The 22,332-nt window shown below is 69.7% G+C and carries 16 protein-coding genes; 6 read left to right on the top strand and 10 right to left on the bottom strand.

The genetic code is table 11. The annotated features are described in order from the left end of the window. Window positions 1-51: 51 nt before the first annotated feature. The 4 genes from ACFVYS_RS25390 to ACFVYS_RS25405 form a co-directional block, all read right to left on the bottom strand. Window positions 52-867, bottom strand: a complete 816-nt coding sequence (locus tag ACFVYS_RS25390; protein WP_389505488.1) for an ABC transporter permease — start codon at window positions 865-867, stop codon at window positions 52-54. A gap of 76 nt (window positions 868-943) precedes the next feature. Next, the gene (locus tag ACFVYS_RS25395; protein WP_389505490.1) at window positions 944-1,903 is read right to left on the bottom strand and encodes an ATP-binding cassette domain-containing protein; all 960 of its coding nucleotides are present in this window, start codon (window positions 1,901-1,903) and stop codon (window positions 944-946) included. A gap of 262 nt (window positions 1,904-2,165) precedes the next feature. Then, entirely contained in the window at window positions 2,166-2,426 is a 261-nt protein-coding gene (locus ACFVYS_RS25400; RefSeq protein ID WP_389505492.1) for a hypothetical protein, read from the bottom strand. Next, window positions 2,423-2,986, bottom strand: a complete 564-nt coding sequence (locus tag ACFVYS_RS25405; protein WP_389505493.1) for a hypothetical protein — start codon at window positions 2,984-2,986, stop codon at window positions 2,423-2,425. The genes ACFVYS_RS25400 and ACFVYS_RS25405 overlap by 4 nt, the downstream gene beginning before the upstream one ends. Before the next feature lie 704 nt (window positions 2,987-3,690). On the opposite strand from ACFVYS_RS25405, the gene ACFVYS_RS25410 reads away from it, so the two are divergent. Next, the gene (locus ACFVYS_RS25410) at window positions 3,691-4,875 is read left to right on the top strand and encodes a type III polyketide synthase (protein WP_389505495.1); all 1,185 of its coding nucleotides are present in this window, start codon (window positions 3,691-3,693) and stop codon (window positions 4,873-4,875) included. Between the two features lie 55 nt (window positions 4,876-4,930). On the opposite strand, the gene ACFVYS_RS25415 is transcribed toward ACFVYS_RS25410, so the two are convergent. Next, window positions 4,931-7,093, bottom strand: a complete 2,163-nt coding sequence (locus tag ACFVYS_RS25415) for a SpoIIE family protein phosphatase (RefSeq protein WP_389505497.1) — start codon at window positions 7,091-7,093, stop codon at window positions 4,931-4,933. A gap of 497 nt (window positions 7,094-7,590) precedes the next feature. Next, window positions 7,591-9,057 (bottom strand): non-reducing end alpha-L-arabinofuranosidase family hydrolase, encoded by a 1,467-nt coding sequence (locus ACFVYS_RS25420; protein WP_389505499.1) that lies wholly within the window; start codon window positions 9,055-9,057, stop codon window positions 7,591-7,593. Between the two features lie 608 nt (window positions 9,058-9,665). On the opposite strand from ACFVYS_RS25420, the gene ACFVYS_RS25425 reads away from it, so the two are divergent. Both ACFVYS_RS25425 and ACFVYS_RS25430 read left to right on the top strand, forming a co-directional pair. After that, window positions 9,666-11,096, top strand: coding sequence for an endo-1,4-beta-xylanase (locus tag ACFVYS_RS25425; RefSeq protein WP_389505501.1), 1,431 nt, complete (start codon window positions 9,666-9,668; stop codon window positions 11,094-11,096). Between the two features lie 97 nt (window positions 11,097-11,193). Next, window positions 11,194-12,501, top strand: coding sequence for an RICIN domain-containing protein (locus ACFVYS_RS25430; protein ID WP_389505689.1), 1,308 nt, complete (start codon window positions 11,194-11,196; stop codon window positions 12,499-12,501). Between the two features lie 160 nt (window positions 12,502-12,661). Here ACFVYS_RS25430 and ACFVYS_RS25435 read toward each other — a convergent pair whose 3' ends face one another. The 3 genes from ACFVYS_RS25435 to ACFVYS_RS25445 form a co-directional block, all read right to left on the bottom strand. Further along, window positions 12,662-13,627 (bottom strand): glycoside hydrolase family 6 protein, encoded by a 966-nt coding sequence (locus ACFVYS_RS25435; RefSeq protein ID WP_389505503.1) that lies wholly within the window; start codon window positions 13,625-13,627, stop codon window positions 12,662-12,664. A gap of 94 nt (window positions 13,628-13,721) precedes the next feature. Then, window positions 13,722-15,794 carry a non-reducing end alpha-L-arabinofuranosidase family hydrolase gene (locus tag ACFVYS_RS25440; protein WP_389505505.1) on the bottom strand — a complete coding sequence of 691 codons (2,073 nt, stop codon included), beginning with the start codon at window positions 15,792-15,794 and terminating at the stop codon, window positions 13,722-13,724. Between the two features lie 54 nt (window positions 15,795-15,848). Continuing rightward, window positions 15,849-17,465 carry a glycoside hydrolase 43 family protein gene (locus ACFVYS_RS25445; RefSeq protein WP_389505507.1) on the bottom strand — a complete coding sequence of 539 codons (1,617 nt, stop codon included), beginning with the start codon at window positions 17,463-17,465 and terminating at the stop codon, window positions 15,849-15,851. Window positions 17,466-17,951: 486 nt separating this feature from the next. Here ACFVYS_RS25445 and ACFVYS_RS25450 point away from each other — a divergent pair, with 486 nt between their 5' ends. The 3 genes from ACFVYS_RS25450 to ACFVYS_RS25460 all read left to right on the top strand — a co-directional run bounded on the left by ACFVYS_RS25450 (window position 17,952) and on the right by ACFVYS_RS25460 (window position 20,944). Continuing rightward, window positions 17,952-19,598, top strand: coding sequence for a glycoside hydrolase family 27 protein (locus ACFVYS_RS25450; RefSeq protein WP_389505509.1), 1,647 nt, complete (start codon window positions 17,952-17,954; stop codon window positions 19,596-19,598). A gap of 492 nt (window positions 19,599-20,090) precedes the next feature. After that, on the top strand, window positions 20,091-20,237 hold the full coding sequence (locus tag ACFVYS_RS25455) for a hypothetical protein (protein WP_389505511.1): 147 nt from the start codon (window positions 20,091-20,093) through the stop codon (window positions 20,235-20,237). Then, window positions 20,234-20,944: a phosphatase PAP2 family protein gene (locus tag ACFVYS_RS25460; protein ID WP_389505513.1), complete on the top strand. Its 711-nt coding sequence runs from the start codon at window positions 20,234-20,236 to the stop codon at window positions 20,942-20,944. The genes ACFVYS_RS25455 and ACFVYS_RS25460 overlap by 4 nt, the downstream gene beginning before the upstream one ends. A 42-nt stretch (window positions 20,945-20,986) precedes the next feature. Here ACFVYS_RS25460 and ACFVYS_RS25465 read toward each other — a convergent pair whose 3' ends face one another. Beyond that, window positions 20,987-22,330, bottom strand: coding sequence for a glutamate-1-semialdehyde 2,1-aminomutase (locus ACFVYS_RS25465; protein ID WP_389505515.1), 1,344 nt, complete (start codon window positions 22,328-22,330; stop codon window positions 20,987-20,989). Window positions 22,331-22,332 lie beyond the last annotated feature (2 nt).

The following is a 22,332-nucleotide window of genomic DNA, read 5'->3' on the forward strand; positions in this document are numbered from 1 at the left end:
GGTCCGCACTGTGGGTGCGGACCCCGCCCGGCCGGGTCGGTCACCGGAGGATCATCCGGCGTTCTTGCGGTAGGCGCGCATGGCCAGCGGGAAGAAGACGGCGATCACACCGGCCATCCAGGCGAAGGTGCCGGCCAGGGAACCGGCGACCGGGCCGCCGTTGAGCAGGCCGCGGACCGTGTCGGCCACCAGGGAGACCGGGTTGACGTCGGACCAGGCCTGGAGCCAGCCGGCCATGTCGTCCCGGGGGACGAAGACGTTGCTGGCGAAGGTGAGCGGCAGGATCAGGATGGTCATGAGGCCCTGTACGGAGGCGGGGTTCTTGATCAGCATCCCGAGGTACACCGAGATCCAGGAGAAGCTGAGGGCGAAGCCGACGAGCAGGGCGAGCGCGGCGAGCGAGGCGACCGGGCCGGTCTCCACGCGGTAACCCATGACCAGGGCGAGGATGACCAAGGTGCCCAGGCAGACGACATAGCGGACGATGTCGGCAAGGACGGCGCCGATCAGCGGGCTGGAGCGGGCGATCGGCATGCTGCGGAACCGGTCGAAGATCCCGGTACTGGCGTCCGCGCAGAGCGAGGCACCGATGCCGACGCTGGCCTGGAAGACGGCCATGACCATGACGCCCGGAGTGACGAGCTGTAGGTAGCGGTCGGTGTCACCGCCGGACATGGCCTCCCCGAAGAGGTAGATGAACATCAGCAGGCTGATGATCGGGGTGAGGATCACGTCGACCAACTGGATCGGCGACTTCATGAACTTGGTGACGCCGCGGCCGGCGAGGGCGAGGCTGTGCCGGGCGGTCTGCGCGAGGCCGATACGGCCGGGGAGCTCGGCGTGGGCGATGACGGGCTGGGCGCTCATGACGGGGTCCTCTCGGGAATGTCTGTGCGGAAGCAGCGGAAGCAGGGGAGCCGGGGGAGCTCGGGGAGCCGGGGGCTCAGACGGCGACGGGCTGGTCGCCGGTGACAGCGGGCGCGTGTCCGGTCAGAGCGAGGAAGACCTCGTCCAAGCTGGGCAGCCGCAGGCCGAGTTCGTCGGCGGTGATGCCGACGCCGTCCAGGCGGCGCGCGACCGCGGCGACGATCATCGGGTCGTCGGCGGGCACGGTGAGTACGCCGGAGTTCCGGGCGGGGGCGTGTCCGGTCAGCTCGGCGAGCATCGCGGCGACCTGCGGCACATCGGCGGCCACAGTGGGCCGGACCTGGAGGATCTGGCCGCCCACGCGGCGCTTGAGCTCACCGGGGCGGCCTTCGGCGACCTTGCGGCCCTGGTCGAAAACGGTGATGGAGTCGGCGAGCTGATCGGCCTCCTCCAGGTACTGGGTGGTGAGCAGCACCGTGGAACCGTCGGCGACCAACTGCCGTACCACATCCCAGACTTCCTGTCGGGCGTGCGGGTCCAGACCGGTGGTGGGCTCGTCCAGGTAGAGCACCTGGGGCCGGCCTACCAGGGAGGCGGCCAGGTCCAGACGCCGTCGCATTCCGCCGGAGAAGGTGGCGATCGGCTTGCGTGCCGCCTCGGCGAGGGAGAAGTTCTCCAGGAGCGTGGTGGCCCTCGCCTTCGCATCGCGCCGGGACAGGCCGAGCAGCCTCCCGATGAGCACCAGGTTCTCGGCGCCGGACAGGCTCTCGTCCACGGAGGCGTACTGACCGGTCAGCCCGATCAGTTGCCGGACCTTGACCGGGTCCTTGACGATGTCGTGGCCGCCGACGGTGGCGTGTCCGCCGTCGGGGCGCATCAGCGTGGCCAGGATGCGCACGGTGGTGGTTTTGCCGGCTCCGTTGGGACCCAGGACGCCGACGATCTTGCCGGCCGGGACCTCCAGGTCGACGCCGTCCAGGGCGGTGAAATCGCCGTACTTCTTGACCAGTCCCTCGGCCCGGATCGCGTACGCCATGTTCAACAACTCCTCGTCAGGTCCTCGTCGTTCTCGATGACCATGACGATGCCGGACCCGGCTGACAGCCCGTGGACAGCACGCTGACACCGGTCGCCGACGCCTGTCAGGCGGTGTCAGGGGATTTCGCCGGCATGTGGTGCGAAGCGTGGGTTTCGACGTTGCGCGCACACCTCGCGTCGAGCGTCCCGACAGCGGGTGACGGGTCTCCGGCGGCCGCACCGGCCGGGAGCGCTGCTGGCAATGGTGTGAGCAGGGCCGCTCACAGGCGGGTTCGGCGGCGGACGGAGAGGACGCGCAGCGTCAGCGCGACGGCCAGGAGGATCCAGGCCGCGATGCCGTATGCCCACGCCGCCTCGTCCCGTACGGCGCCGACGGAGCTCCAGATCGCCCAGACCGCCAGGACGACACAGAGAGCCGTCCACGCGATGTCCGAGATTCGGGTACGCAGTTGAGCACGTTGCCTGGTGCCGGGCTCCAGATCGCCGAGTCCGGACGATCCGGGCGCCTCCCGCGGTGTCATGCGTCGCCTCCTTGCCGGTGTGCGGTGTGGTGAGCGCGAGCGGGGATGTCCTCGCCGTCGAGGGACGCCTGCATGGCGCGCAGGCGTCGATGCTGGAGGTTGCCGTTGCCGACACTCCAAGCGAGGAAGACCACGGTGAGCAGGGTGAAGCCGATCGTCTGCCTGGGGCCCGAGGTGAGGGCCACCAGTACCGTCACGGTGCAGAACAGGACCGCGAGGAACACCAGGGCCGCTACGCGGTGACGCGTGCGGTGCAGACGCTGTGCGACCAGAGCGCGCATCGCTTCGCGCTCGGCCGGGTCGACGGGCACCTCACCCCTGCGCAGTTTCCCGTCCAGCGAGACGAGGCTGTTCGTGCTGCCGCCGGCGGCCTTCCTTTCCCGGCGGCGCCCGACGAGCACGACGACGATGCCACCGAGGGAGACGAAGGCGGTACGCAGCACGACCGAGAGTGCCGAGCGCCCCGGGTACAGGAGCATGACCAGGGCGCTGGCGCAGAGGATCGACAGCACGAACTGCAGCCACAGGTGTTTGCCCAGAAAGGCGTTGACACGTTCCACAGTTGACGGCTCCTTCCGTGTGGATTCGCCCGTCCGCGTACCCCGGCTCGGTTTACACAATCCGGCAAGTCGAGTCGGTGAAACGGAAGTTGACGGTCCGATAGGTGGGCCTGGCCGCGCTGTGGCGGAAGGGCTCGGGCTGCCGGACCACCGAACCATTGACCGACGGCCCGCGTGAACGCTTCACGGTCAGCGGCTCGATCACCGGCCCAGGCGGCGCTCGAGGGTGTACGGAGCGACAGCCTCCGACAAGCCACCGACGGGACTCCACGGCTACGCCGCCCGACCAGCCCGGACAGCGCACCCCGCCGCGGATCCACGGATCGCACCGATGCGGCAGGAGCCACACACGCCGCGATCAGTGCGAGGAGCGGACCACCCGCCTGCCCCAGGCGCCTGACGACATCCGGTGCGTGACGAGAGCCGAAGTCCGGTCGGCCCTCGGCCTCCCTGGCTGACGGCGGCTCAGGCGGGACAAGCGGAACCGTTCTGCGGGCCCCTGTTTGAGCGATGTGTGGCGTATCACGCCACCAGAGGCCGCCCAAGTTGTCTGAATCACAGCGTAAATGTCCATTTAGCGTCCATGCTCGATGGCGACAGCGACTCCCGGAAGGGAGCCCATCGGCATGGGCGTCAAGCTCCAAAGTGGCCCATGGCGCAGCCCTCGTGACGTTCCTCCCCGTTCCCTTGGAAAGGTGCCCAACATGGCCGCTTACCTCTCTCCCCCTGCCGTGATACACGGCGAGCACGCCGTGGAGACCAGCCAGATCGTGGCGGAGGTGCGCGACCGGCATCCGCACGCGGCGTGGGCGCCGCGGATCGACGGCATCGCGGCCAGTACGGGCATCGAGACCCGCGGGTGGATGCTGCCGCTGGAGACCGCCGTCGCGCCCGGCAACGGCAGCGGCCTGCGGGATGTCGGCACCGGGCCCGCCCAAGAGGCGCTGACGCGCGACGGGTTCAGCCGGCAGGAGGTGGACCGTGTGATCGCCGCTCTCGAAGCGATACCCGCGCCGCAGACCGTGCAGGAGCGCACCGCGCCGGCCTGGGAGGCCGTGCAGGCCTACGGGGAGCGTGCGGCGCGCGGTGCCCTGCAGATCGCCGGGCTGGACGCCTCGGACATCGACTGCCTGATCACCAGTCACTCCACCACCCCGGCACTGCCGGGCCTGGACATCGCTGTGGCCAACAAGCTCGAGCTGCGCGGCGACGTGATGCTGCTGCCGGCCACGCAGTGGGCCTGTGTCGCGGGGACCCGCTCCCTGGCCCTGGCGGCGGATCTCGTGGCCGCGGATCCCGACCGGGTGGTCCTGGTCGTGATCGCGGAGGCGCTGAGCACGACCTACCAGCCCGCGGACGACACCATCGAGTCCCTGATCGTCCGGTTGCTGTTCGCGGACACCGCGGTCGCCGCGGTGGTCACGGGCCGTCCGAGGGACGAGTCGGTGCTGCGGCTGGACGCCGCCTGGCACCACACCCTGCCCGGCACCCAGGACCTGCACCGTCTGGACACGCGGGCGGACGGCACCCACTTCGTGATGGACCGGCGCGGGCCGCGCGCCGTACAGGAGACGGTCACCGCGATGTGGGAGTGGCTGCGCGTCCGTTACCAGGACGACCCCGACTCCTGGCACCCCGACGTGCTGCTCGCGCACCCCGGCGGTACCCGGGTGCTGGAGTACATGGAGCAGACGATGCCCGACGCGTGGCCGTCGGGACTGCTGGACTACAGCCGGGACAGCTACACCAGCGGCAACCGCGGAGGCGCCGCCGTGTTCGACATCCTGCGGCGGGCGCACGACGCCGGGCAGAAGTCGGGCAGTCGCGCCGTCCTGTACGCGGCGGCACCGGGCCTCACCGCCACCGCCCTGGAAGGGGAATGGCTCTAGAGCGAGCCCCTGCCGCGCTCGCGCACCCGGGCCGCGCCCCGCACCCGCGGCCGCGTCACCTCGCGACCTCCGCCCAGACCACCTTGCCGGTGTCCGTCCACCGCACCCCCCACCGGGTGGTGAGCCTGTGCACGATGTGCAGGCCACGCCCGGCGTCATCGAGGAGATCGCCCCGGCCCAGACGTGGCCTGCCGTTGCCGGTGTCGCCCACCTCGCACAGCAGTCCGTGACCCGACCTGATCAGTCGTACCGTGATGGGGCCGGCGGCAAAGCGCACCGCGTTCGTGACCAGCTCGCTGACCAGCAGCGTCACATCGTCCTGGGTGTCGCTCCTGCTGTCCCATTGCCGCAGCAGCGCCAGGACATGCGCGCGGGCACGAGCGGGCGCGTCTGCGCGAGCGGGCAGCCGCCAGGTCGCGGTGTCCCCCTTGCGGTAGCCGATCATGCGCGCGAGCAGCAGGGTCACATCGTCGCGCTGGCGCACCGGCGCCAGCGTGGAGACGACATGCCGTGCGGCCTGCTGGAGGGTGTCCCAGGGGTGCACCGTGGCCACGGTGTCCGCCAGCCTGCCGATGCCCTCGTCGATCGACAGGGCCGGATCCTCCACCAGGCCGTCGGTGTAGAGGGCGAGCAGGGAGCCCGGGGGCGCGTCGAACGTGTGCACGTCGAACGGCTCCCGCAGCGCGAACTCGGCGCCCAGGCCGGGGTGGGGGCGGACCCCGAGCGGGCCCCCCTGCCCGTCCGGAAGCACCAGGACCGGTGGGAGATGGCCGGCGCTGGCGAGCGTCACGTGGTGGCTGACCGGGTCGTAAAGGGCGATGCAGCAGGTGGAGCCGAGGGCGCTGTAGCCGGCCGTCAGCCCGGACTCCGCGTCGTCCAGCAGCGTCACGGTCTCGTCCAGGTGTTCGAGCACCTCGTCGGGTGCCAGCCCCGCGGACAGCAGCGCGCGGGCCTCCATGCTCAGCTGGCCCATGGTCGCCGCGGCGCCCAGGCCGTGCCCGACGACGTCACCGACCACCAGCGCCGTGCGCCCGTCCGGCAGTGGAAAGCTGTTCACCCAGTCGCCGCCGACGCCCGCGCTGTCGGGGGTGGCGGGCTGGTAGACGCTGGCGATCTCCACGGTGTGGCCGCCGGTCCGGGGCAGCAGCCGACGTTGCAACGCCAGCACCTGCGTGTGCTCGCGCTGGTGCTGACGGGCCAGGTCGACGTGATGAGCGGTCCTGGCCACCAGTTCCTGCAGGTCGAACAACTCGCCGTCACGGAAGGGGCAGTCCTCCCGCCGCCAGACCTCCGCCACGCCCAGCACGACGGGCGGCGCGCTGTCCAGCACCAGGGGCATGCACGCCACACTCGCCGACCGGTCACCGGGCACCAGGGCACGGATCACTCGCGGGCTGCCGAGCAGCCGCTCGACCGCCTTCCGGTCGGGGATGACGATGGCCTGCGGGGCGTCGTCCCGCAGCACCGCCTGCGCCAGCAGGCGACTCGCGTCGCTCGGAAGGTCGCCGCCCGGCGTCACGTACCCCTCGGGCCATGCCCGGTCCGGCACCAGGGCCGCCCGCCGCAGCCGGATGCGCCCCTGCGCCTGCTCGGTGACTCCCTCGCCCGTCCACACGGCGAAGTCCAGGTCGACGGCGGCCACGTCTCCCCAGGCCAGCAGGGACTCCGCCAGTGACTGTGCGGTCTCGCCGATGTCCAGCGAGGTGCCGATCGCGGTCTCGGCGGCGTACAGGTGCAGCCTCCTGGCCATGGCGATCAGGGAGACGGTCAAGCCCTCCTGAGGCGCCGCGGCGGGCAGGATGCTCAGCGAGACCACCAGCTCCGACCCGTCGGCGCGCCGCAGGCGCTGGATCCGCGCGACGTGCGCCTCACCGATCTCCAGGACCTGCCGCAATCGCCGGGTGACCGTCGGTACGTCCCCGGGAGGCAGGAGATCGGCGAACAGGGTCCCGGCCCCGGCGTCCAGACCCGCGAATACGGCGGCGTCCAGATTGCTGCGGGTGATTCTCAGCTCCCTGTCCAGGTTCACCACGCCGAGAATCTGATCGTGACGGTCGTCTGCCGGGCCGTCGGCTCCGCGTCGGCCGGAGGTGCGCTCGCCCTGCGCGTTGTCAGGACCGGCGGCCGCTGCCGCTCCGCCGCGCGGGACGTAGCGCCCCAGGGCGCTGCTGACCAGCTCGAACGGCGACGAGGACGAGGGCGACGGCGTAGAGTCCATGCGGCTCTCTCGGCAATCCCCGGCACAGCACCGGGGCCGTACTCGGACCCGTGCGATGAGGCCCCGAGATCCCTGACCGCACACTTCATTGAATAACACCGGGGGTCGCTTCGCCCACCAGTGGATCGCGCGGATCGCTCGGTGAGCGCCGGGCGCAAGGAATCCCGCGGCCGGTGAGGCCGTGCTCACGATGCCGGGGGAGAGGAGGGGGCGTCACCCGCCTGTACTCGACGACCGCCGCCGGTGACGGCCGGTCCGAGTCCGCTGCACAGGCGCGAGCACAGGAGCAGGATGAGCGCGCAGGCCGGCCCGGTCGGCGTCGACCCCCAGCCCGATCCCGCCGCAGGATCTCGGTCGCCGCCGGCTGGTGAGCGTTGCCCGCCCCCGCGCTCCGTCGCCGTACGAGCGCTGATGTTGTCGCGTGACCCGGGCGGGCTCGGCCTTCCGCCGAGCCCGCCAAGCCGGCTCCGTACCGGAGCGGGATTCGTGTCACGCCGTCAGCGCTGCAGTGTCAGCAGACCCGGGCGGTAGGGCAGGAGGCCGTAGTCGCCGCCGGAGCTGGGGCTGCGCCCCTGGTAGAGCAACTGCAGATTGCAGGGATCGACGGTCATGGTCTGATCGGGGCTGGTGCGGATCAGTTCGCCATGGCTGATGTCGTTGGTCCAGGTGGCACCACTGTTGGCCTTGCCGGCGAAGGGATTGCTCTCGGTCGCGGCCTGGGGTGTCCATGAGCCGTTCAGACTGGTGGCCGTGAACGAGCGGAAGTAGCGGCCCTGCGAGCCGATCGCTTCGACGATCATGAGGTAGCGGTTCTGGCCCTGCAGCTTGTAGACCTGAGGGGCTTCGAACAGGTTGTTCGTCGTATCGCTCATGATCACTGTCGAGGTCGTGCCGAAGCTGCCCGGGAAGTTCCCGATCGGCATGCCGGCCCGGTAGATTTTGCCGTTGTCGCCGGCGAAGAACAGGTACATGTTCGTCCCGTCACCGATGAGCGTCTGGTCGATGGGTCCTGTTCCGGATCCGGAGATGCTTCCGGAGAAGAGCACCTGCTGGGACGACCAGCCATTCGGGTTGGTGGGATCGCTCGACGTCCGGTAGGAGAAGGCGGTCCCGCCCCACTGGTAGGCGAGCACCCAGATGTTCTTCGGCGCGAAGTAGAAGAGCGTGGGCGCGACGGTGGAAGCCGACATCGTGTTCTGGCCGGCCGAGGCCATCTCCGACCAATTGGTGAACAGGCCGAAGTTCATCGAACCCCAACTCGTCCCCGTGTCGTGCGTCGTCGCATAGACGAGTTGCCTGCCGTTGTAGGGGACGACGGTGAAGTCCTTGAGCGAGACCCACCCCGACTTGGGCTGCGCCAGCGCGCCCGTCGATGTCCAGCGGTATGCCGACGGAAGATCGCACGGGCCGGAGGTGTCGCCGCCGACCTTGACGAGCTGCCACTGCTGGTTGGTGCCGCCCCAGTCGTCGTACTGGACGACGTTCGCGCTGTCGGCGGTGGAGGCGCCTTGCACTTCGAGAGCCTTGTTGCTGTGGCGCGAGATGAGCCTCACGTAGCCGTCCGAGCTGTCGGCCAGCCGCCACTGCTGGTTGGTGGCGTTCAGGTCGGTCCACTGGACGATCGAGCCGCCGTTCGCGGTGGACCAGTTGTAGACGTCCAGCACCTTGCCCGAGTGGCGGGACTTGATGCGGTAGTAGCCGCCCCCGGAATCGACGAACTGCCACTGCTGCTGGATCTGATCGTTCCTGGACCACTGGGTGATGCGGGCGCCGTCGTCGGTCGCCAGGTTGTAGACGTCCAGGGCCTTGCCGCTGTTGCGGTTGACCAGCACATACGAGGCGTTGGGGTCTACGGTCGCGGCGCCGGCGGGCTGGGCGCCGAGGAAGGTGGCCACGAGCAGAAAGGGCGCGAGGACGGCGAGTAAGCGTCTCAGACGGACCGGGGACGAGGGGCGAAACCACATCAGAGGGCCTCCTTCGGGGAGCGGGGTGAGGTGACCCCGATGAACCGCGGAGCGGACGTGCCGGGGGACAGGGATAATCTCGAATGTTTCGAAGAATTCCCGGATGCTTCGACGCCACAAGCTAGGAATGTGGGGCCCTCTGGTCAAGGCCTGGCGCCGATCTGTCCACAAACAGCGCTTCCCTTCGGGCTTGCCGAGCTGTCGCGCCGACGGGAACCTCTCCGGAGTTCGCGGACGCAGCTCACCAGTCCAAGGCGTCCGCGGGGAGGGGAGAAACCGGGTGGCAGCGTCCGCACACTCGGCCTGGCCCGCCCTTGCGGGCATCCCCGACAGTGGCGCCGAGGTTGCGTATTCCGGCTCACCAGGTTTCCGGAAGTTTCGGGCCAGGAATCGAAACTTCTTCTGCGAGGAGTATTGACGATCCATCGTCAACACCTCAATCATCCCTGTCTGAGAAACCGGCCGCAGTTCGATATACCGAACAGTGTCGCCCCGGGGCCATCTGTGCTGCCGGGTTCCGGTCCGCCCGCCCGTCTGCCGAGTGGGAGCGGCCGACGCATTCCTCTGCGCTTCAGTCCTTCCGTGATCTCTACCTTGGAGGCACAGTCATGGGCTCGTATGCCCTTCCCGGACCCGATATCCGCCGGAAGATCCGCGGCCTGCTGTTGGCGCTGCTCGTCGGCGCCCTCGGTACGGTCGCCGCACTGGTCGCGCCGCCGACCGCCCACGCCGCCGAGAACACGCTCGGCGCCGCGGCTGCGCAGAGCGGCCGGTACTTCGGCACCGCCATCGCCTCGGGCAGGCTGGGCGACTCGGCGTACACGACGATCGCGGGCCGTGAGTTCAACTCGGTGACGGCCGAGAACGAGATGAAGATCGACGCCACCGAACCGCAACGGGGCCAGTTCAACTTCACCGCCGGTGACCGCGTCCACAACTGGGCGGTGCAGAACGGCAAGCAGGTGCGCGGCCACACCCTGGCCTGGCACTCCCAGCAGCCCGGCTGGATGCAGAGCCTCAGCGGCAGCACCCTGCGCCAGGCGATGATCGACCACATCAACGGCGTGATGGCCCACTACAAGGGCAAGATCGCCCAGTGGGACGTGGTGAACGAGGCCTTCGCCGACGGCAGTTCGGGAGCCCGGCGCGACTCCAACCTGCAGCGCACCGGCAACGACTGGATCGAGGTCGCCTTCCGTACCGCGCGCGCCGCCGACCCGGCCGCCAAGCTCTGCTACAACGACTACAACGTCGAGAACTGGACCTGGGCCAAAACCCAGGCCATGTACGCCATGGTCCGGGACTTCAAGCAGCGCGGCGTGCCGATCGACTGCGTCGGCTTCCAGTCGCACTTCAACAGCGGCAGCCCCTACAACAGCAACTTCCGCACCACCCTGCAGAACTTCGCCGCCCTCGGTGTCGACGTGGCCATCACCGAACTCGACATCCAGGGCGCCCCGGCCACGACGTACGCCAACGTGACCAACGACTGCCTGGCCGTCCCGCGCTGCCTCGGCATCACCGTCTGGGGGGTGCGCGACACCGACTCCTGGCGATCACAGGACACGCCGCTGCTGTTCAACGGCGACGGCAGCAAGAAGCCCGCCTACACCGCCGTCCTCAACGCACTCAACGGCGGTACCACCACGCCCCCTTCGGGTTCCGGACAGGTCAAGGGCGTCGGGTCGGGCCGCTGCCTGGACGTGCCCAGCAGCAGCACCACCGACGGCACCCAGCTCCAGCTGTGGGACTGCAACAACGGCACCAACCAGCAGTGGACGTACACCGCCGCCGGTGAACTCAGGGTCTACGGCAACAAGTGCCTGGACGCCGGCGGCACCGCCAACGGCACCAGGGTCCAGATCTACAGCTGCTGGGGCGGCGACAACCAGAAGTGGCGCCTCAACTCCGACGGATCCATCGTCGGCGTCCAGTCCGGCCTCTGCCTCGACGCCGTCGCGGCCGGCACCGCCAACGGCACCCTGATCCAGCTCTACTCCTGCTCGAACGGCAGCAACCAACACTGGACCCGCACCTGATGGGACCTGCCACCAACGAAGGAGTGAATCGATGACGACCTACGGTGCGGCTCCCGCCCCTCCACCAAGGCATCGCTGGTGGTCCCGGATCGCCGCCGTGGTGGCGGCGGCCCTCGCGATCGGCATGCTCGCCGTGGTGAACCCGGCACCCGCCGAGGCGGCGACGGTGGACACCAATGCCTGGTACGTCCTGGTCAACCGCAACAGCGGGAAGGCGCTGGACGTCTCGGACACGTCCACCGCCGACGGCGCGCGGGTCAGCCAGTGGACGCGCCACGACGGAGCCAACCAGCAGTGGCAGTTTGTGGACTCCGGCGGCGGCTTCTACCGGCTCAAGGCGCGGCATTCGGGCAAGGTCCTCGACGTGGCCGGCGCCTCGACCGCGGACGGTGCCGCGATCCAGCAGTGGGCCGACCAGAACGGGGCCAACCAGCAGTTCCGCCTGGCGGACTCCGACGCGGGCCACGTCCGGCTGATCAACCGCACCAGCGGCAAGGCGGTGGAGGTGCAGGGCGCCTCCACCGCCGACGGCGGCAACGTCGTCCAGTACTCCGACTGGGGCGGCGCCAACCAGCAGTGGCAGATGGTCAAGCTGTCGTCCGGTGGCGGTGACGGCAGCGGATGCGGCAGCGCCCCGACTCTGGCGAGCGGCACGCACACGATGCAGAGCGGCGGCAAGAGCCGCAGCTTCATCCTCAGGGTCCCCGCCAACTACGACAACAGCCACCGCTACCGGCTGATCTTCGCGTTCCACTGGCGGGGCGGAACCGCCGGCGACGTCGCCTCGGGCGGCACGAGCGGAAACGCCTGGTCCTACTACGGCCAACAGGAACAGTCGAACAACGGCGCTATCCTCGTCGCCCCCCAGGGCCTCGGCAACGGCTGGGCCAATGCGGGCGGTGAGGACATCGCCTTCGTCGACGACATGATCCGGCGAATCGAGGGCGGCCTCTGTGTCAACCCGGCACAGCGTTTCGCCACGGGGTTCAGCTGGGGCGGCGGTATGAGCTACGCACTCGCCTGCAGCCGGGCGAACGTCTTCAGGGCCGTCGCGGTCATGTCCGGAGCCGAGATCAGCGGGTGCGGCGGCGGCACCCAGCCCATCGCCTACTTCGGAATCCACGGCGTCAGCGACTCCGTGCTCAACATCGCGCAAGGGCGATCCCTGCGCGACAGATTCGTCGGCAACAACGGCTGCACCCCTCAGAGCCCGCGCGAGCCCGCGTCGGGCAGCCGAACGCACATCACCACGACCTACTCGGGCTGCCGTGCCGGATACCCCGTCCAATGGGCCGCGTTCGACGGAGACCACATACCCGGTCCGGTCGACGGCTCCGCCGGCGAAAGCGGCGTCGCCACCTGGACCAAGGCAGCGATCTGGAGGTTCTTCGCACAGTTCCAGTGACCCGCCCACACCACGGAGTGGAGCCAGGACGGTCCTGGCTCCACTCCGTCGACGTCTGGGCAGTGCGGCGCATCGGCTCGGTACAGCCGTGGATGAGTGGGTTGTCCGGGCCGACTCTCGCCCCTGACCCGGTACCGGTACCGCGCCCGAGCGGTCCGGATCAGTAGCCGTAGATCATCTTGTAGGCGACCTCGGGGAGGAACTGTCCGGCTGAGGAGCCGCTTCCTACTCCGCAGTTGCCGTCGGACTCGCCCGGGACCTTGATCCACAGAAGCATCTCGGCGCCTCCCCCCAGCCGACTGGGGGTGCCGATACGGCGGCCTGAAGGGTTGCACCACTGGCCGTTCGAGCCGTTGCCGTTACGGCTGGTGTCCACGACGAACGGCTTGGTGTAGCCGTACCGGGCGTTGAGTTCACTGTTGACGGCGTTGCCGTACGCGGTGTTCTCGGCCGTGGTCAGATAGTTGGAGACGTTGAGCGAGAAGCCGTGGGCCTGTCGGAGGCCGGCTTCGTGGAGGCGCCGGGCCATGGTCGCCGCGCTCTCCCAGGCCGGGTTGCCGGAGTCGAGGTAGACCCAGGTGTGGGGAGCCTGGCGGTTGAACTCGGCGAGCGCGCCGGTGAGCATGGCCTCGCGTTCGTCGATCTGGGCCTGGTTCATGCAGCCGTAGTCCCCGAGGGAGTCCGGTTCGAGGACGACGACGGCCGGGCGGTTTCCGATCCCGCCCGCGAACTGGGCGATCCAGTTCGTGTAGGCGGACGGCGAGGAGGCTCCGCCCGCGGAGTGCCCGCCGCAGTAGTCGCGGTTGTAGATGTTGTAGGCGACAAGGATGGGCAGCTTGTCCCGGGCGTCCGCGGCGCCCACGTACGCGCCGGTGGCGGTGCCGATGGTGCCGCTCCAGGAGCCGAGCCAGCGGGCCGTCGGGGTGTTGGCGATGGAGGCGTTGATCGCGGGCGCCCGGCCGTCGCCGGGGTTGGCGGTCACCCACCGCTTCGCGCTGGAGTCGGGGTCGACATAGAACCCGTTGGTCATGGTCGTCGGGTCCGCCGCCTGGGCGGACGGGGCTGCGGCGAGTGCCAGCGGCAGCGCGAGGAGGGCTGATGCCAGGGCGAGCAGTCTGCGGCGCACGACGGTACCTCGGTTCTCTGACGGGGATGTGTCCGATGGTCGGTGGTGAGCGTGGGGAGCACTCCGTCGGGAGTGCTCCCCACGGAGCGGTCGGTCAGCAGGTCGAGTTGGTCTGGGTCAGGAGGCCGAGCCGCCACGGGAGGAGGTTGTAGTCGCCGCCCGCGTTGGGATTCAGGCCCTGGTAGAGGTACTGGAGGCGACAGGCCGGAATGGTGAGTGTCTGGTCGTAGCCCGCGCGGATCATCTCGCCGTGGCTGATGTCCCGGGTCCAGGCGCCCGCGGGGAAGCCGACGTTGTTGGCCCGGGCGAAGGGATTGCTCTCGGATGCGGCGAGCTGCGTCCAGGAGCCGGCGAGACCGGGGGCGGTCCAGGAACGGAAGTAGCGCCGACCGTCGGATCCGATGGCCTCGACGAGGAGCAGATACTGGTTGCTGCCCTGCACCTTGTACACGTTGCTCGCTTCGAACAGCGCGTTCTTCGAGTCCTGCAGTGCGATGACGGTGTTCGTGAAGCCGTTCGGGAACTGGCCGACGGTCGTCTGCGAGCGGTACAGGTGTCCGTTGTCGTCGGAGGAGAACAGGTAGCAGTTGGCGCTGTCGCAGATCACCCACATGTCGACCCAGTAGCCGTTGCCGATGTTCTGCCGGATGATGTCCGGCATCGACGAGTAGAAGTTGCGCGGGGCGCTCCACCCGTTGGGGTTGCTGATGTCGGGGTTGGTGGAGTACGAGGCGTTGCCGGTCTGGTAGACGAGGTACCACAGGCGCTGCGGCGCGTTGTAGAAGACCTGCGGCGCGGCGCGGTAACCGGCGCCGATGGCGGTGCGGTCGAGGTAGTGGTGGGTGGCCGAGCCCGCTTGGGACCAGTCGCTGAAGTTCAGGTAGACCAGGTTGTAGCCGGAGGAGCTCGCGGTGCTGGCGAACACGTGGTACTTGCCGTTGTAGTAGACGACCGTCGGGTCCTTGATGCCGGCGATGTTGTGCGTCGCGTCGGACTTCGGCGCGATCAGCTGACCGCTGGAGCTCCAGGAGTAACGGCTGGGCAGGGCACGCGCGTCGGGGGTGCTGCCCGTGGTCGCGGGCGCGGCGGGGGCGCTGCGTGTGGTGGCGGGCGTGCCGCCCAGTGTGGTCAGCGCCGTGTTGTACGCCGACTTCTTGTTGCCGTTGCGGTCGAACAGCAGCGGGTTCTCGCTGCTGCGCCAGGAGTCGCTGTCGCGGATGCCCCAGACCGTGATGCCGGTGCAGCGCGCGACGTTCATGCAGGCCCTGACCGTGTTCGCGTACGCGGTCGGTGACGCCTGCGCGATGTCCAGTTCGGTGATCTGGACGTCCACGCCGAGGGCGGCGAAGCTCGACAGCGTCGTCTGGAAGCTGCCGGGGGGACCGCCGGCGCCGAAGTGGGCCTGGAGGCCGACGCAGTCGATGGGGACACCGCGTGCCTTGAAGTCGCGCACCATGCGGTAGACGCCCTGGGTCTTGGCGGCGTTCCAGTCCTCGATGTTGTAGTCGTTGTAGCAGAGCTTGGCCGCCGGGTCGGCCGTACGGGCCGTACGGAACGCCTGCTCCAGGAAGCCGTCGCCCAGTACGTCCCGGAAGACCGAGCTGCGGAGCTGACCACTGGAGCCGTCGGCGAAGGCCTCGTTGACCACGTCCCAGGAGTGGATCCGGCCCTTGTAGTGGTTCATCACGGTGGTGATGTGGTTGTTCATCACGCCGCGCAGGGTGCCCGCGTCCCTGATCGAGCCGACCCAGCCGGGCAGTTGGGAGTGCCACACCAGGGTGTGGCCACGCATGCGCTGACCGTGGGACGACGCGCGGTTGACGATCTGGTCTCCGGGGCCGAAGTTGAACGAGCCGCGGGACGGCTCGATCGTGTCCCACTTCATCTCGTTCTCGGGTGTGACCGAGTTGAACTCACGGTCCAGGATGCGGGTGTATGTTCCGTCGCCGAGCCGGCCCGCGGCCACGGCAGTTCCGAAGTACCGTCCGGACTGGGCCGCCTGGGCGCCCAGGGTGGAGGCCCGAACGGTGCCGGACCCGTCGGGCGCGTCGGGTGCACCGGTCGCACCGGTCGCACCGGTCGCGGTCCCAGGTGTCGCCAGGACGGTCGCGGCCAGCAGGCCCAGGACCGAGGCTCGGCGACAGCCGAGCCGTTTCAGCGGGTTCATGGTTCTCCTCGTGGGGTGGGTGGGGGGGTTGCCTGGTGCGATCGGTGGGCCTCGTCAGGGCGTGGTCAGCTCGAACCGTGTGAAGCGGACCGCGCCGCCGAGTGCCTGGGTGGCGTGGTTGAAGAGGGCGAATCGGTAGCCCATGAAGAACCGCCAGTCGTTGCCCAGCGAGAAGGCCGGCCCGAGGCGGGTGAAGGTGGTGCCGTCGGTGCTGTAGGAGAAGGTGCCGAGGCGTCCGGTGCCGGGTCGAATGTCCGCGTTCGCGCGCAGCCAGACGCGGCCGCCCGAGACGGCCGCGCTCGCGACCTCGGTGCCGGTGCCGGTGGTGTTCCAGTCGGTGTCCATGGTCAGCCCGTTGACCATGGACACGCGCGTGCCGGTGCCGTCGCGCCTGATGCCGATCCATGCGGAGGAGTCGCGCAGCAGTGCGAGTCCGGCCCGGTCGCCGTTGCGCATCTCGGTGTGGTCGAGCTGGACCGTGGCGGTGGAGGTGGGGCCCTGGATGCGGTGCGTCAGTGTGTTGCGGGCCCAGTAGAGGTCGTCAGTGACGGTCGCGGTCCGCAGGATCAGGCCGTTGTTCACCGACCACCTGGTGTTGTCCGGGTTGTGGTTCCACTCCCATTTCGGTTTGAGCGTTGTGCCGTCGAAGGTGTCGACGCCGGTCATGGGGGTGACCTGGCGGGGTGGAGGGGGCACGGTCGGGCCCGGATACGAGGTGCCCCATGCGCCGTTGACGAGTTGGACGACCGGCCAGCCGTCCGCGGTCCAGGTGACCGGCGCCAGCGCGGGCATCCGGCCACCGGGGTACGCGTCGACGAAGGCCAGGTAGTACCAGGCGCCGCTCCGCGTCTGCACCAGCCCGCCCTGGTGGGGGACTCCACCGCCGGCGATCGGCCCGGGCAGGTCGAGGAGGACCTGCCGCATCGTGTAGGGACCGAAGGGGCCGCTCGACGATTTGAGGATGTACTGGCCGTTCGCGGGGCGGGTCAGGAAGATGTAGTACTGCCCGTTGATCTTGTAGAAGCGGGAGCCCTCGAGGGTGCCGACGCTCGACGGAGTGGTGAACACCTGCTGCGTGCGGACCTGGTTGCGGCCGTCGGGCGAGAGCTGGGCCACGCTGATCGTGGTGTTCCCGTACGCCACGTACAGGGTGTCGTCACTGTCGACGAGCAGTCCCGCGTCGTAGTAGGGCGTGCTGATCGTCGTGAGCCGGCTCCACGGCCCCTCGGCGGCGGTGGCCGTGTAGACGTACGTCCTGGCGAAGTCGATCTGGCCGAGCCAGTAGAACGTCCTGTTGCTCGGCCTGTAAGCCAGCGACGACGCCCAGATGCCCCGGACATAGCCGCGGGCACCGTTCAGGTCGTATTTGGCACCGAAGTCGAGCACGGGCACCGAGTGACCGGCGATCTCCCAGTTGACCAGGTCGTACGACCGCAGGACGGGTGCGCCCGGCGAGTAGTGCATGGTCGAGGCAGAGGCGTAGAAGGTGTCACCGACGCGGATGACGTCGATGTCCGCGAAGTCCTGCCAGATCACCGGGTTCGTGAAGGCCGCCGCGGTCGCGACGGCCGGCCCCTGGGTGGAGGCGGCGCCGTGGGCCGCTGTCGGAGGGAGCAGGGCACCGGCGGCCAGGCCGGTGGCGGTCGTCAGTGCGCGGCGACGGGACAGCATGTGATGAGTCCATGACATTTGCACAGGTGGCGTTCTCCTTCTGTGGCCCAGCCGTCGGGGGAGGTTGGAGTTGCCCGGAGGTGCCCTGCTGGTTCGCGTGAACGGCCGTCCTGCATACGAAATCTCGAACAGGGATCGGCTTGTCGAGCATTCTGGATGATAGAAGGCGGAGGAATCTCGTCAATCCTTCGCGCATGAATCGTTGAATGCTTCGAAACATTCGAAACCTCTGATGCGTCGTTATCGCAGGCCAGTTGTCCGGATGGTGCAGATGAGCCACTTCCGGGCGTCTGTATGGCCAGATCGTGGAGGTGATTCGACGATGGGGTTGACATGTTCGATCGCCTCCCTAGTATCCGAGAGGCCTTGAATTTCCGACTGGTTAACGAAATTTCGAACCGACCTTCTCTTCTGCTTAGTGTCATGGACGTGACATCGATCTTCCTGTCGCCCGCCCTTGACGCCCTTCCGGAAAGGGAGCACCTGGTGCCCAGACGATCAAGAGGACGACTGCTCCATCTCCTCGTTGCGGCCGCGTTGACGCTCACCGCGGCCGTCACGGCTTCCGCTCACTCCACCGCCTCGGCCGCGCCCGGCAGCCCGGCGCTCACGCCACCACTGGGCTGGAACAGCTGGAACAGTTTCGGGTGCGGGATCACGGAGGCTCAGGTCCGCCAGGCCGCCGACGCGATGGTGTCCTCGGGCATGCGGGACGCCGGCTACCGGTACGTGGTCGTCGACGACTGCTGGTTCGACCCGCAGCGCGACACGGCAGGCAACCTGCGGGCCAATGCGACCACGTTCCCCAGCGGGATGAAGGCGCTCGGGGACTACATACACGGCAAGGGCCTGAAGTTCGGGATCTACCAGGTGCCGGCCGAACGCACCTGCGCGCAGACCAGCGGCGCCTATCCCGGGTCGACGGGCAGCAGGGGACACGAGGCCCAGGACGCCGCCACGTTCGCCTCGTGGGGGGTCGACTACCTCAAGTACGACTGGTGTTCCTCCAGCGGCACCCGCGACGAGCAGGTCGCGCGGTTCACGCTCATGCGCGACGCCCTGCGCGCCACCGGGCGGCCGATCGTCTACAGCATCAACCCCAACAGCTTCCACGCCATCACCGGCGCCACGTACAACTGGGGCGAGGTCGCCGACCTGTGGCGGACGACCGAGGATCTGCTCGACATCTGGCAGAACGGCAACACCAACAGCTATCCGATGGGCGTCGGCAACGTCCTGGACGTCACCGCGCCGCTGGCGGCGCAGTCGGGTCCCGGACACTGGAACGACCCGGACATGCTGGTCGTGGGCCGTCCCGGCCTGTCGCTGACCGAGTCCCGCTCGCACTTCGCTCTCTGGGCGCTGCTGGGTGCCCCGCTCATGGCCGGCAACGACATCCGCACCATGTCCGCCGACGTGAGCGCGATCCTGCGCAGCCCGCGCCTGCTGGCGGTGAACCAGGATCCACTGGGCGCGGGAGGGCGCAGGGTGCGCGACGACGGCAGTGCCGAGGTGTTCGCCAAGCAGATGTCCGACGGTTCGGTCGCGGTGGGCCTGTTCAACCGGGGAGGCAGCACCGCGACGCTCTCCACCACCGGGGCGCAAGTCGGCCTGTCCGGCGGGCCGTTCACCCTCACCGACCTGTGGACCGGCGGCACGTCGAGCACGTCCGGCCAGATCTCGGCGAGCGTTCCCGCGCACGGCGTGGCCGTGTTCCGGGTGAGCGGTGGCAGCCCGCTGGCCGGCACCACCTCGCGGCTGCGCGGCAACGCGTCCGGCCGTTGTCTGGACGTGGACAACGCCTCCACCGCTGCCGGGGCCACGGCACTGCTCTGGGACTGTCATACGGCCGCCAACCAGCTGTGGACCACGTGGGCAGGCGGCGAGATCCGCGTCTTCGGCGACAAGTGCCTGGACGCCTACGACCAGGGCACCGCCAACGGCACCCGGGTCATCACCTGGCCTTGCAACGGCCAGAACAACCAGAAGTGGACCGTCGGCTCCGACGGGTCGATCCGCAACGTCCACGCCGGGCTGTGCCTCGACGTCGACCGGGCCGGCAGCACCAACGGAACCCCGCTGGTCCTGTGGAGTTGCAACGGCCAGGCCGGCCAGAAGTGGACCCGGGCGTGAGCACTCGCGGCTCCGGTCCGGCGCCGCCATGTCGTACGCGTTCGCCTGTTCGCCCGGGACCCGCAGGACGGGGCCGCAGGTGACAGCGGATCCAGGACCTGGCTGCCGGCCGAGGTGGGAAGTTCTTCACACAGTTGAAGCCCTCCGACCCGCCGCCGGGGACGGTGACTGTGCCGAAGTGAACCGGCGTTCCACCGGGCGTACCGCCCGCGGGCGCATCCCCCTGTCGACCCACGGACTGTTGGGCGACGGACTTTCCGACGCCGGGCCGTCGCGACCACATTGTTGGTTAGGGTGACAGGCAGAGACGGAGTCCGATGCCCCTGACCAGGGCCATGGACAGGCCGGCGAGCCCTTTCCGGCAGTGCGCAGCCCGTACATCCGACGATCCGGCCAGGTCGGCCGGCGGTAGCGGGCAGTGCTCGGGGACGGGGCATCGCGGCAGCGGCGCAGCGGCGGGTGACACGGGGTCCGCCCCGACGGGAGGGCGCGGTGCATCGCAGCTGCCGGATGGACAGCGACGGCGTGCGGCGGGTGCCGCACGCGCTCGTCGGCCCGGGCGGTGGCGGCCACGACGAGGGCCTGGAGCAGGGGAGACGGGAAGCCGCCGCGGGTCGACCGCACGCGGTGGCCGGGTGACCGGCCGTCCGGCGCCGGCTGTGCTGCCCCCATCGCTGCGCGGGCGGCTCGGGCTGATCGGGGCCCTCGCCGCGCTGGTGGTCGTCGCGCTCGGGGTCCTGTACGCCGGCCACAGCGAGCCCGGCAGGGTGGACAGGTGGATCATCCGGCCGACGGCGGACAGCGTGCGGCCGCCGTGGCGGCATGTCGCCCTGGCCACGGACTTCTTGGGAGAGCCCGCCGGAGCGGCGATGCTGGTCGTGGCCGCCGTGACGGCCTGGCTACTGCTTCGGCGTCCTCGCGCGGCGGTGCTCGTCGTCGGCGGCGTCGGCATGTCCGTGGTGACGGCGACGCTGCTCAAGTCCCTGGTGGGGCGGACCATCCACGGCGACGGCAACCTGTCCTACCCGAGCGGGCACACCGCCTTTCTCACCGCGCTCGCCCTCGTGGTGGCGCTGCTCACGGCCGGCCGGCTCGGCCTCGGCAGGACGGGCGGCACGGTGCTCGTGCTCGCCGCGGCGCTGGTCGCCGGCGCCGCCATGGGCTGGGCGCAGGTCGCCCTGGGCGCGCACTACCCGACCGACGTCCTCGGGGGCTGGTGCACCGCGCTCGCGGTGGTACCGGCGACCGCGTGGCTGACCGACCGGACCGCCGACCGGCTGAGCGCCGGGCGGGCCGACCGGTCGGCCGATCGGATGGCCGACGCCGGTCGGCGGGAGCGGCGCTGACCTGACGTGATGTGACGTGACGTCACATCACGTCAGGTCCCCTCACGCCAAGCGGCGGAATACGGGTTTCACCGGACGTCCGGCCAGCCAGGGGGTGGGGTCGGCGGCGTCCAGTGCCTTCCGGTACACCGCACATGCCTGGGCGACCACGTCGACGGTGCGATCGATGTCGGCGTCGTCGAGCGCGCTGCTCACCACGAACGACGGGGCCAGCACCCCGCCCGCGAGGAGCCGGCGCAGGAACAGGGTGCGGTACCGCTGCGACGGCTGTCCGTGCTCGTCGAGGGTGGCGAAGACCAGGTTGCTCGGCCGGCCCCGGACGACGATGTGGTCGCCGACTCCCATGCCGGCCGCGGCGTCGCGGACACCGGCGGCCAGCCGCTCGCCGAGGGCGTGCAGCCGCGCGGTGACACCCTCCTCGACGTAGGTGGCCTGGACCGCCATCGCGGCTGCCAGGGAGTGCGTTTCGGCACCGTGCGTGGTGGACAGCAGGAACACCCGGTCGCCGGAGTGACGCAGCCCGCCCAGCTCCATCAGGTCGCGGCGCCCGGCCAGCGCGGAGACGGCGCATCCGTTGCCCAGCGCCTTGCCGAACGTGGAGAGGTCGGGGACGACGCCGTACAGGCCCTGGGCGCCCGCCTCGGACCAGCGGAAGCCGGTGATCATCTCATCGAAGATCAGTACGCAGCCGTGCCGGTCGGCCAGCGCGCGCAGGCCGGCGAGGTACCCGGGCGGCGGCTCGGTGTGGGTGGCCGGTTCGAGGATCAGACAGGCGACCTCGTCCCGGTACCGGGTGAGCAGCTCCTCCGTGGCGGCCAGGTCCCCGTAAGGGAACGCCACGGTGAGCTCGTTGGTCGCCGCCGGAATACCGGCGGACATCGGCGTGGTGCCGATGAACCAGTCGTCGACGGAGAAGAACGGATGGTCGCCGCAGAGGGCCACCCGCGGGCGCCCGGTGGCGGCGCGGGCGAGGCGTACCGCGGCGGTGGTGGCGTCGGAGCCGTTCTTCGCGAACTTCACCATCTCGGCGGTCGGCACCGTGGCCAGGAAGCGTTCCGCGGCTTCGACCTCCACGATGGACGGCCGGACGAAGTTGCTGCCGCGGTCGAGCTCGTGTCGCACCGCCTCGACGACGCGTGGGTGGGCGTGGCCGAGGCTGACCGACCGCAGACCGGAGCCGTACTCGATGTAGCGGTTGCCGTCGATGTCCCACACGTGGGCACCGCGGCCGTGGCTGATGACCGGGGCCAGGTCCTCGGGGTACTGGTCGTCGCCCTTGGCGTAGGTGTGCGCGCCCCCCGGGATCAGGGCGTGCAGCCGCTCGTTCGCCCGCCGCGACCGGGGCAGGAGGAACTCCGCGCTCTCCTCGGTGTCTTCGGTGTCCACGC

Origin of the sequence: Streptomyces sp. NPDC058295 (assembly GCF_042880655.1) — a bacterium.
In the GTDB taxonomy this organism is placed as follows: domain Bacteria; phylum Actinomycetota; class Actinomycetes; order Streptomycetales; family Streptomycetaceae; genus Streptomyces; species Streptomyces coriariae.

Bases quoted from the DNA above. Each gene is read 5' to 3' on its own strand.
- ACFVYS_RS25390 (WP_389505488.1), bottom strand. From the start codon at position 867: ATGAGCGCCCAGCCCGTCATCGCCCACGCCGAGCTCCCCGGCCGTATC.
- ACFVYS_RS25395 (WP_389505490.1), bottom strand. From the start codon at position 1,903: ATGGCGTACGCGATCCGGGCCGAGGGACTGGTCAAGAAGTACGGCGAT.
- ACFVYS_RS25415 (WP_389505497.1), bottom strand. From the start codon at position 7,093: ATGGACTCTACGCCGTCGCCCTCGTCCTCGTCGCCGTTCGAGCTGGTC.
- ACFVYS_RS25400 (WP_389505492.1), bottom strand. From the start codon at position 2,426: ATGACACCGCGGGAGGCGCCCGGATCGTCCGGACTCGGCGATCTGGAG.
- ACFVYS_RS25410 (WP_389505495.1), top strand. From the start codon at position 3,691: ATGGCCGCTTACCTCTCTCCCCCTGCCGTGATACACGGCGAGCACGCC.
- ACFVYS_RS25440 (WP_389505505.1), bottom strand. From the start codon at position 15,794: ATGAACCCGCTGAAACGGCTCGGCTGTCGCCGAGCCTCGGTCCTGGGC.
- ACFVYS_RS25425 (WP_389505501.1), top strand. From the start codon at position 9,666: ATGGGCTCGTATGCCCTTCCCGGACCCGATATCCGCCGGAAGATCCGC.
- ACFVYS_RS25420 (WP_389505499.1), bottom strand. From the start codon at position 9,057: ATGTGGTTTCGCCCCTCGTCCCCGGTCCGTCTGAGACGCTTACTCGCC.
- ACFVYS_RS25445 (WP_389505507.1), bottom strand. From the start codon at position 17,465: ATGCTGTCCCGTCGCCGCGCACTGACGACCGCCACCGGCCTGGCCGCC.